Below are 9645 nucleotides of genomic sequence, written 5' to 3'. Positions count from 1 at the left end.
GGTGTAGTACCGCCCCTTCACCTCTGGCACCTCCAGTATCACCGGCGCCCGGTCTTCGACGGCGATCCAGGCCTCCAGATAGGCGACGTCGAAGTTCGGGTTGACGAAATCAGCCGAGCCCGGCGGGTTGTACTTGATGACGTTGTAGGCGACGCCGGGCTCCTTGAGGTCGGTGTGCTCCTGCCGGATCACGAACGCCCTGGCGAGCAGATAGACATAGGCGTCCTCGATCGTCTTGCTGTCGGGCGTGGCCACTGCGGGAGCCTGCGCGAAGCCGATCGATGGCAGGGCCGGAGCCAGCGCCAGGGACATGAGCAGCGCCGTGGCGCACCTGCGGTTTCACGATCATCGGTCGTTCTCCGTTGCCGGTCCGGGCATGGCCGAAGCCCGCTTAGAAGCGATATGTCGCCGCAATCAAGAAAGTCACGCAAGCCAACCTCCAGCAGAGCTTGGGCAAGGTCAATCCATGTTACCTCGTCGCGGCGCATATTGTCCTGCTGCCGGGGTGTGCGCTCCCAGACTGGATGTTGCAGCAAGCCGGAGGTGACCGCGTCGGAAGCGGACGTCGTCAACGGTCGCCAAGGGTCGTTGACAGCTACCAACCGAACCGCAGATCGGTCGTCAACTCGGCGCCTGCCTCAGCCCACCGCCAGCCGGCGCGGCGCGGCTTGCGGCGGCTCGACCGTTTCCGCCCGCCCCACGAGATGGCCCTGCAGGTAGGTGACGCCCCAGTCGCGCAGCATGCTCGCCTGCATCTCGTCATCGACCCATTCCGCCACCGTCTCGACGCCGAGATGGCCGGCGAGCTCGACCAGGGTGCGGACATAGAAGCGGTCGTCGGTGGAGCGGCGCAGGTTCTGCGTGAAGGCGCCGTCGATCTTGAGGATGTCGATCGGGAAGGCGCGCAGGTGCCGGAGCGAGGTGTGGCCGGCGCCGAAATCGTCGATCGCGATGCGTGCGCCCTGGTCCTTGATCCGCCCCAGCAGCTTGGCCATGCGCGCGGGACTTTCGATCGTCGCCGTCTCGGTAATCTCGACGATGAGGCGCGAGGCCTTGCTGCGCGCGGCCGCCGTGCAGGCGACGAAGGCATCGAACCATTCGGGATCGTTCAGCGAGCGCGGCGAGACGTTGACCGAGAGATTGAGCTTCGGATCGGCGGCGAGCATCTCGATCGCGAGTTCGAGCACGCGCTGGTCGAACAGCCGGACGAGGCCGCGCCGCTCCAGCATCGGAATGAGCTCGGCCGAGGCGAAATAGAGGCCGGTCTCGCCCTGGCCGACGCGCAGCAGCGCCTCGTGGAACGCGACCTCGCGCGAATGCGTCCGGACGATCGGCTGCAGCGCGAGGCGCACGCGCCGGTCGTTCAGGGCGGCGATGGCCTGGACGTCGAAACCGGCCTGCTCGGCCGCGGGGCTGCGCCGCGGCTGCGGCTTGGCCATCACGGCCGTATCGACGGCTCCGGCGCGGGCGCTGGTGAGGGCGCCTTCCGCCGCGGCCAGCAGCGCGCCGCCATGGCTGCCGAGCTCGGGGGCGCTGGCGGCGCCGACGCGCAGCCGCACCAGCGCGATGCCGCGGCTGGTCTCGATCGCGGACTGGGCGACCACCTTGATGAAGCGGCGGGCGGCGGATTCGACCTGCTCGGGCGGGCAGCCGACGAGGAGGATGGCGAAGCTGTTGCCGGCATAGCGGACGAGATGGTCGCGCCGGCGCGTCACCGAGCGCAGGCGCTCATGCACGGTGGCGATGATCTCGTCGGTGGCCTCGTGGCCGAAATCGTCGTTGAGGCGGGCGAGCTCGTCGATCGCGGCGACGAGGACGACGACGGGCCGCTCCTCCGGCAGATGTTCCTGCAGGGCCAGGCCGATTCGCTCGACCAGGGCCGGGCGGTCGCACAGCTCGCTGCCGAACTGCTCGAGCTCGTCGGTGCGGGCCGCACGTTCGAGCCGGAGCACGCCGCGCGCGCTCGCCGGGTAGCCATCGCTACCGGCGAACCAGCGGCCGGTATCCTCGGCCCACATCTTTCGCCCCGCGAGATCGATCGCGTAGCGGGTGCGGTAGATGACGCCTTCGCCCGCGTCGTGCTCGCTGGAACAGAAGATCGCGTCGTAGCGGCTGGGCCCGCTGCCGGGCTCGACCAGGCCGGCGAAGGCGAGACCGCGCTGCATGGCCTGCTCGGGAAGCGCGCCGAGGACTTCGCGGGCATTCGGCCCCCAGCTCAGGGCGTCGCTCTGGATGTCCCAGCCGTAAACGACTTCGCCGATCGAGGAGAGGACGCTGCGGGGATCAACCGGGCCGCCGTTCTGGAAGCTGAAGATCGACGGGGAGGGCATCGGCCGGCCTCGATAGGACGGCCACGGAGCCCCGTTCTGGTGCTTCGACGCCCTGTCCATGTGATGGGAAGTGCTTCGAAACGATGCGGTATTCCTGATTAACGCGGCGTTAAGGCTGGTTGATTCCTTGCACTAACGACTCCGTCACAAGTTGCGTGTGCCGGAGTGATACATGGCCGAGGCCGGAAGCTGGACCGAACGGAACGCCGCCGATGTCAACGCATCGGCGCTGGTGCTCCTGCAGGCGGCTGCGGCGCGTGCGGAGATCGGGCCTTTCGCCCGGCGCGGGCGGGCGAGCCCGCAAGCGGCGGCAGGCTGCTACCGGGCCGCGGCACGGCTTGCCGCCCCGGCAGCCAGCGCTCGCCCACTGTCGGCGCGGCGCTGAAGACAAAGAAAAACCGGCCTTGCGGCCGGTTTCGAACTTTCGCAGGCAGGCCTGCGCCGAAGACCGGAGGTCTCAGGCGTCGGTCTTGACCTTCAGGACCTGACGGCCGCGATACATGCCGCTCTTCAGGTCGACATGGTGCGGACGGCGCAGCTCACCCGAGTTCTTGTCCTCGATATAGGTGGGCTGCTTCAGGGCGTCGGCCGAGCGGCGCATGCCACGCTTCGACGGCGACGTCTTTCTCTTCGGAACGGCCATTGTACTTCTCCATCATGCCACCGCCCGGACGCTGGCCCAAGGCCACGCATCCGCCACAGCGACGGATCAATCTCGTGAGGCGTTGGCCTTACACCGTCAGGGCGCGGATGGCTAGTGCCGAATCCGGATTTCTTCGCCGGCGCGGCAGGTTCTAGCCCGGCAAGGCGCAATCGCCCAGCGAACCGAGTTGGCCGAGCTGGCGCAGGTTGCGCCCGGCGGCGGATTGCAGGGCGCGATTCGGCCTGGCCGGATCGCGCAGCAGCGGATTGGGCAGGGCGCCGGCGAGCCGCGCCGCCTCTCCGGCCGTCAGCCGCGCGGCGGATTTGCGGAAATAGCGCTGCGCCGCGGCCTCCGCCCCGAACAGGCCTTCGCCCCATTCGGCGACGTTCAAGTAGACCTCGATGACGCGCGGCTTCGACCAGGCGAGGTCGATGGCCATCGCGAGCGGGATCTCAAGGCCCTTGCGGATATAGGAGCGGCCCGGCCAGAGGAAGACGTTCTTGGCGGTCTGCATGGTCAGCGTCGAGGCGCCGCGGCTCGGCCCGTCTTCGTTCTCCAGCACCTTGTTGAGCTCGACCCAGTCGACGCCGCGATGGCTGCAGAAGCGCTGGTCCTCGGAGGCGATCACGGCGCGCACGAGATGGGGCGAGATCTGGTCGAGCGGGACCCATTCACGCTCGACCGGCTTCAGCACCAGCCAGCGGCCGAGCATCAGCGTCGAGGGTACGGGGACGAATCGGTAAAGCACGATCAGGCCCGCGAGGGCGAGGAGCAGCCAGAGGGCGGTCCGGAAGCACAGGCCGAGAATCCTACCCAGCACCTTGCTTCACCCCCGCTGCCGTTCGATCGGCCCCGCCGTCATGGCCCGGGCCCGAGGCGGCGCAGCTTGACGATGCCGCCAGCGTCCGGCAAGGCCCCCCTTCCGGCAGCGAACGCGAGACCCGCGCATGAGTTCCGTCACCTCTCCGGCCAGCCCTGGCGATCTCGATGCCCGGCTGGCGCAGAATGCGGCCGCGATCGAAGCGCTGCTGGAGGCGCTGCTGTCCGATACCCCGACCCGCTGCGAAATCGCCCGCCCGCCGCGCCTGCTTGCGGCGATGCGGCATGGCGCGCTGGGTGGCGGCAAGCGGCTGCGGCCCTTCCTGACCGTCGAGACGGCAAGGCTTCTGGGCGTGCCGGCCGAGCAGGCGCGGCGTGCGGGTGCGGCGGTCGAGTTGCTGCATTGCTATTCGCTGGTGCATGACGACCTGCCGGCGATGGACGACGACGATCTGCGCAGGGGGCGGCCGACCGTGCACAAGGCTTTCGACGAGGCGACGGCGATCCTGGCGGGCGACGCGCTCCTCACGCTCGCTTTCGAGGTGCTGGCCGACGAGGAGACGCATGAATCCGGCGCGGTGCGCGCGGCGCTGGTCAGTTGCCTCGCACGCGCTTCCGGCCTTGGCGGCATGGTCGGAGGCCAGATGCTCGACCTGGCGGCGGAAGGGCGCTTCGAGGCCGTGCGCGGAACGCTTCCGGAGGCGGAGATCCGCCGGCTTCAGGCGATGAAGACCGGGGCGCTGCTGGCGGCGAGTGTCGAGATCGGCGCCAGGCTGGGCGGCGCCGATGCGGCGGCGCTCGCGGCGCTCGGCCGCTATGGCCGGGCGCTTGGCGCGACCTTCCAGATCGCCGACGACATCCTCGACATCGAATCGGATGCCGCGCAGATGGGCAAGGCGACGGCCAAGGACGCCGACAAGGGCAAGGGCACGCTGGTCGGCGCGCTCGGGCTCATTGGGGCCAAGCGCGAGCGCGACCGGCTGAGCGCCGAGGCGATGGAAGCTTTGGCGGGTTTCGGCCCCGAGGCGGACGTGTTGAGGGCGGCGGCGCGTTTCGCGGCGCAGCGGAAGAGCTAAAACCGCTACCATTTCTTGCGGAAACACGCCGTCATCCCGGACCAGCGGCGCAGCAGCGCCGATCCGGGATCCATCGAAGGGCGTCAGCGCTCCAGGATGGATCCCGGGTCAAGCCCGGGATGACGAGGCGGTTTCGGAGATAATCCGCACGCCCTGGCGCCAGGACAACGGAGTGCTGGCTTCTTACTGCCAGCGCCCGAAGGCGTCGGCGAGCGTCTGGCTGCCGGAGACGCCCTTCTCGAAGGTGATGATGCCGCGGCGGCCGGAGGCGAAGCGCACGGGCACGTCGATCCAGCTACGGTTGAGGATCAGATCGATATTGCGCTCGACCTCGACCGGCACGTTCGACAAGGCGGCGACGAAGAGATTGTCGCCGAGCGCCGAGTTGATCGCCGAGAGCGGCGCGCCGCGCTCGCCCTCCGCGGTCTTGAACTGGGGAACGCCGACTTCCTTGACGGCCTGGGTGGCGGGGTCGCCGGTGCTGGTGAAGCGCAGGCCGATGATATGCGAGGCCGGGAAGGCCGAATCGGTGTTGCGGCGGATGGTGAAGTCGAGGCTCAGGCCGATATCGGGAATCTCGACGGTCGCGCGCACGATCGTCTCGATCGGGCGGCCCTGGCCGGCGCTCTCGCTGTCGAGGCGCCAGAACACGCGGCCATTCGAGACCTGCGGCTGCTGGGGGGTTTCCGGCACCTCGACGAAGAGGACGGCGCGCTGCGCGACCGCGATCTCGCCGCCGGGCTGCGGCACGGGCGTGCCGGGCGTGCTGCCCTGCGGGACACCGGCGGGGCGGTTCTGCTGGGGCTCGCCGACCCGCTCGGCGATCTTGCCGCCGTTCTCGGGCTGGGGAGCCTGCGTCCGCTGCGCGGTCTCGCCGTTCGGGCGCGGCGTGTCCTGCGGCCGGAGCTTGTGAACGTAGATGGCGGTCGCTGCGATCGCCGCGACCGCGACCGCCACGACGCCGCCGACGACGGCCGAGCGGATATGGCCGGGCTTGACCCGCCGCTCGCGCGGCGGCTGCACGCGCGGCCGGGCGACCTGCGGTTCCGCCGGTTCGGGCAGCGGCTCGCCGTCCTCCTGCCCGGTGGCCGGCGGAAGCGGCGCGAATTCCGGCGCCTTCTTCGGCGTCGGCGGGCGGATCGGCAAGGACGGGTTCTCGACGGTGCGGATCACCGGGCCGTCGGAAGCCGGCGGCGGGGCCGGCGCGTCGTCGTGATCGGCCTCGATCCGGGCGACGGCCTCGTCGAGCGCCAGGCGCTCGCGCATGATCTCGGCCTCGCTCAGCGGCGGGTCGAGCCCGCGCAACTGCGCGACGAGCGCCGTCCGCGCCCGGTCGTAAATGGCGCGCCGGGCCTCGGGAGAGGTTTCGGGCAGCCCGGCGACCGCACGCGCCAGGATCGGATAGAAGTCGGCCATTGGCCTCACTTGTCGCTGTTGATGCGCCGCGTCAACCCTCGAAGGGGTTATGGACGAGGATCGTATCGTCGCGCTCCGGGCTGGTGGAGAGCACGGCGACGGTGGCGCCGATCAGCTCCTCGATGCGGCGGACGTACTTGATGGCCTGCGCCGGAAGATCGGCCCAGGAGCGGGCATTGGCGGTGGAGCCTTCCCAGCCCTCGATGGTCTCGTAGATCGGCTCGACGCGGGCCTGGTCGTTCTGGCCGGCCGGCAGGTGCTCGAGAACCTGGCCGTCGAGCCTGTAGCCGACGCAGACCTTGATCTCCTTGAAGCCGTCGAGAATATCGAGCTTGGTCAGCGCGATGCCGTCGATGCCGGAGGTCTTCACCGTCTGGCGCACGAGGCAGGCATCGAACCAGCCGCAGCGGCGCTTGCGGCCGGTGACGACGCCGAATTCCTTGCCCTTCTGGCCGATCAATTCGCCGATCTCGTCGAAGAGCTCTGTCGGGAAGGGGCCTTCGCCGACGCGGGTGGTGTAGGCCTTGGCGATGCCCAGCACATAGCCGACGGCGGACGGTCCCATGCCGGAGCCGGTCGCGGCCTGGCCGGCGACGATGTTCGATGAGGTGACGAAGGGATAGGTGCCGTGGTCGACATCGAGCAGCGCTCCCTGCGCGCCCTCGAACAGGATGCGCTTGCCGGCGCGGCGCTCGGCATCGAGCAGCGCCCAGACCGAGGTGGCATAGGGCAGCACTTCGGGCGCGATCGCCTTGAGCTGGCCGAGCAGCTCCTTGGCGTCGACCTCGCCGATGCCGAGGCCCCGGCGCAAGGCATTGTGATGGGCGAGCAGGCGCTCGATCTTGGCCTCGAGCAGCGCGTCGTCCTTGAGATCGATGACGCGGATGGCGCGGCGGCCGACCTTGTCCTCATAGGCCGGGCCGATGCCCCGCTTGGTCGTGCCGATCTTCATGCCGGCATTCGAGGTCTCGCGGAAATGGTCGAGCTCGCGGTGCAGCGGCAGGATCAGCGTGGCGTTGTCGGCGATGCGCAGGTTGTCCGGCGTGATCGCGACGCCTTGCGCGCGCAGCTTGCCGATCTCCTCGACGAGGTGCCAGGGATCGACGACGACGCCGTTGCCGATGACCGAGAGCTTGCCGGGGCGGACGATGCCGGAAGGCAGCAGCGAGAGCTTGTAGACGACACCGTCGATGACCAAGGTGTGGCCGGCATTATGGCCGCCCTGGAACCTGACGACGACATCGGCCTGGCTGGAGAGCCAGTCGACGATCTTGCCCTTGCCCTCGTCGCCCCACTGGGCGCCGACCACCACAACATTCGCCATGAGCGAGGTGTCCCTGCTTGTTCCGCGTTGCCTCACGCAAGCGGCCCGCGCAAATGCAAAACCCCGGCGCAAGGCCGGGGTTTCGGGGCAGGTCCTTGCAAGCCCTCATGGGCCAACACGGCCTGCAGGTCAAGTTTTTCGGCGGGTGGGGTCATGATTCCAGCGGATAAACTGCCTGAGCATGGCGGCTCTGCAGCATCTGCGCAGTGATGCTGCCACAATCGGGCGTAAGGGCTATGGGTCAGCGCGCGGCACTGGAGGGGCCATGCCGCGGCAGGCCACAGGAGAGGGGATTTCACCGACCATGACGAAGCTCGACGCCTGGCTCGACCAGCATCACGCCGCCTTCACCGCGATCCGCCGCGACATCCATGCCCATCCCGAGCTCGGCCTCGAGGAAGTCCGCACGGCCAAGCTCGTCGCCGACAAGCTGCGCGAATGGGGTGTCGAGGTCACCGAGAATGTCGGCAAGACCGGCGTCGTCGGCGTCATTCGCGGCAACAGGCCGGGCCGGGCCGTGGGCCTGCGCGCCGATATGGATTGCCTGGCGCTCGATGAGACCACGAACCTGCCCTATTCCTCGAAGAATCCGGGCCGCATGCATGCCTGCGGCCATGACGGGCACACCACCATGCTGCTTGCGGCCGGGCGCTATCTCGCCGAGAACCGGGATTTCGAAGGGACCGTCAACCTGATCTTCCAGCCGGCCGAGGAAGGCCGCGGCGGCGCCAATGCGATGCTCGCCGACAAGCTGTTCGAGCGCTTCCCCTGCGACGCGATCTACGGCCTGCACAACACGCCCGGCATGGCGCCCGGCACCTTCGGCACCACAGTCGGCCCGTTCCTGGCGGCGGCTGACTCGTGGAAGGTCACCTTCCACGGCGTCGGCGGCCATGGCGGCTCGCAGCCGCATCGCTCGACCGACATCACCTATGCGCAGGCGCATTTCGTGCTCGGGCTGCAGGGCATCATCGGCCGCAACGTCGCCCCGCTCGACACGGCGGTGATCAGCGTCGGCTATATCCATGGCGGCGACGTCAACGCCTCGAACGTGATCCCCTCAGAGCTCGTCATCGGCGGCACGGCGCGGACCTATTCCATGGAAGTGCGCGATCTCGTCGAGCGCCGCATCGGCGAGCTGGCGGCGGCGACCGCGCAGGCCTGGGGCTGCAAGGCGGAAGCCACTTACCATCGCGGCACCAGCCCGCTGGTCAACGAGGCCGAGCAGGTCCGGGTCGGCGTCGCTGCGGCGACGGCGGCGGTTGGGGCGGACAAGGTCAACGGCCAGCTCCGGCCGGGCACGGGCGGCGAGGATTTCGCCGAGATGATGCTGGTGCGGCCGGGTGCGTTTATGCGCATCGGCAACGGCGTCAACCCGGACGGCTCCTTCGTCGGCCTGCATACGCCGCTCTATGATTTCAACGACGCGATCATCCCGGACGGCGTGCGCTATTGGGTCGGCGTCGTCGATCAGGAGCTCGGGCAGGGCGCGCAGGCCAAGGCCGCCTGAGAACGATCATCGCAGCCGGCCCTTCGGGGCCGGCTGCCATCATGCAGGGCAGCCCGTCACCTCCGGTGGTTGTATAGCCGGCGCAGGAACGCTAGGCGGCGGGCTCCGCAACGGAGGCACGCCATGAAGACCCTGTCCATCTCGACCCTGACGATCTGCGGCATCGATGAACTGCCCGGGAACAGCGCCCGCGAGGTGACGCATGTGCTCTCCGTGCTCGATCCCGACCGCGCCGAGATCGAGGCCTTCGGGACCTATGGCGAGCATCATCGCGTCACGCTGCGCTTCCACGACATCATCGACCCGCGGCCCGGCCAGATCATGCCGGCGCCGGAGCATGTCGGCGAGATCCTGAGTTTCGGCGAGGGTTTGCGCGAGACCGCGACGGGCCGCGTGAAGGGCCATCTGCTGGTGCATTGCCATATGGGCATTTCGCGCTCGACGGCGGCGATGATGACCTTGATGGCGCAGGCCGATGCGGCCGAGGACGAGGACACGCTGTTCGCGCGCCTGCGCGAGATCCGGCC

The 9645-nt window shown here is 69.0% G+C and carries 10 protein-coding genes; 4 read left to right on the top strand and 6 right to left on the bottom strand.

Features of this window, described 5'->3' with window-relative positions:
- Both JHD80_RS25570 and JHD80_RS25565 read right to left on the bottom strand, forming a co-directional pair.
- Positions 1-312, bottom strand: a 312-nt coding sequence (locus JHD80_RS25570; RefSeq protein ID WP_199093161.1) for a DUF1254 domain-containing protein, incomplete at its 3' end; no start/stop codon positions are given.
- A gap of 326 nt (positions 313-638) precedes the next feature.
- Positions 639-2330: an EAL domain-containing protein gene (locus JHD80_RS25565; protein ID WP_199093158.1), complete on the bottom strand. Its 1692-nt coding sequence runs from the start codon at positions 2328-2330 to the stop codon at positions 639-641.
- 172 nt (positions 2331-2502) lie between these two features.
- Between JHD80_RS25565 and JHD80_RS25560 the strand changes: the two genes are divergently transcribed.
- Positions 2503-2715 (top strand): hypothetical protein, encoded by a 213-nt coding sequence (locus JHD80_RS25560; RefSeq protein WP_199093155.1) that lies wholly within the window; start codon positions 2503-2505, stop codon positions 2713-2715.
- 72 nt (positions 2716-2787) lie between these two features.
- Here JHD80_RS25560 and rpmF read toward each other — a convergent pair whose 3' ends face one another.
- Together rpmF and mtgA are read right to left on the bottom strand one after the other, a co-directional pair.
- Positions 2788-2973: a 50S ribosomal protein L32 gene (gene rpmF, locus JHD80_RS25555; RefSeq protein ID WP_047582212.1), complete on the bottom strand. Its 186-nt coding sequence runs from the start codon at positions 2971-2973 to the stop codon at positions 2788-2790.
- Positions 2974-3124: 151 nt separating this feature from the next.
- On the bottom strand, positions 3125-3781 hold the full coding sequence (gene mtgA / locus JHD80_RS25550) for a monofunctional biosynthetic peptidoglycan transglycosylase (RefSeq protein ID WP_465246558.1): 657 nt from the start codon (positions 3779-3781) through the stop codon (positions 3125-3127).
- Positions 3782-3920: 139 nt separating this feature from the next.
- On the opposite strand from mtgA, the gene JHD80_RS25545 reads away from it, so the two are divergent.
- Positions 3921-4868, top strand: a complete 948-nt coding sequence (locus tag JHD80_RS25545; protein ID WP_199093152.1) for a polyprenyl synthetase family protein — start codon at positions 3921-3923, stop codon at positions 4866-4868.
- Positions 4869-5051: 183 nt separating this feature from the next.
- On the opposite strand, the gene JHD80_RS25540 is transcribed toward JHD80_RS25545, so the two are convergent.
- Both JHD80_RS25540 and JHD80_RS25535 read right to left on the bottom strand, forming a co-directional pair.
- Positions 5052-6284 (bottom strand): chromosomal replication initiator protein DnaA, encoded by a 1233-nt coding sequence (locus tag JHD80_RS25540; RefSeq protein ID WP_199093149.1) that lies wholly within the window; start codon positions 6282-6284, stop codon positions 5052-5054.
- Between the two features lie 31 nt (positions 6285-6315).
- Entirely contained in the window at positions 6316-7608 is a 1293-nt protein-coding gene (locus JHD80_RS25535) for an adenylosuccinate synthase (RefSeq protein ID WP_199093147.1), read from the bottom strand.
- 304 nt (positions 7609-7912) lie between these two features.
- Between JHD80_RS25535 and JHD80_RS25530 the strand changes: the two genes are divergently transcribed.
- A complete protein-coding gene (locus JHD80_RS25530; RefSeq protein ID WP_199093144.1) occupies positions 7913-9118 on the top strand; it encodes a M20 aminoacylase family protein in 1206 nt (401 codons plus the stop codon).
- A gap of 123 nt (positions 9119-9241) precedes the next feature.
- Positions 9242-9645 (top strand): tyrosine phosphatase family protein (locus tag JHD80_RS25525; protein WP_199093141.1); only part of this gene is annotated, 404 nt, incomplete at its 3' end.

The organism is Allobosea sp. ASV33 (assembly GCF_016428755.1).
In the GTDB taxonomy this organism is placed as follows: Bacteria; Pseudomonadota; Alphaproteobacteria; order Rhizobiales; family Beijerinckiaceae; genus Allobosea.
This window is presented reverse-complemented; position numbering and strand designations above follow the sequence as displayed.

What these genes read in the sequence shown, in the direction of transcription:
- JHD80_RS25565 (WP_199093158.1), bottom strand. Translation starts at nt 2,330, where the DNA reads ATGCCCTCCCCGTCGATCTTCAGCTTCCAGAACGGCGGCCCGGTTGAT.
- JHD80_RS25560 (WP_199093155.1), top strand. Translation starts at nt 2,503, where the DNA reads ATGGCCGAGGCCGGAAGCTGGACCGAACGGAACGCCGCCGATGTCAAC.
- rpmF (WP_047582212.1), bottom strand. Translation starts at nt 2,973, where the DNA reads ATGGCCGTTCCGAAGAGAAAGACGTCGCCGTCGAAGCGTGGCATGCGC.
- JHD80_RS25545 (WP_199093152.1), top strand. Translation starts at nt 3,921, where the DNA reads ATGAGTTCCGTCACCTCTCCGGCCAGCCCTGGCGATCTCGATGCCCGG.
- JHD80_RS25540 (WP_199093149.1), bottom strand. Translation starts at nt 6,284, where the DNA reads ATGGCCGACTTCTATCCGATCCTGGCGCGTGCGGTCGCCGGGCTGCCC.
- JHD80_RS25535 (WP_199093147.1), bottom strand. Translation starts at nt 7,608, where the DNA reads ATGGCGAATGTTGTGGTGGTCGGCGCCCAGTGGGGCGACGAGGGCAAG.
- JHD80_RS25530 (WP_199093144.1), top strand. Translation starts at nt 7,913, where the DNA reads ATGACGAAGCTCGACGCCTGGCTCGACCAGCATCACGCCGCCTTCACC.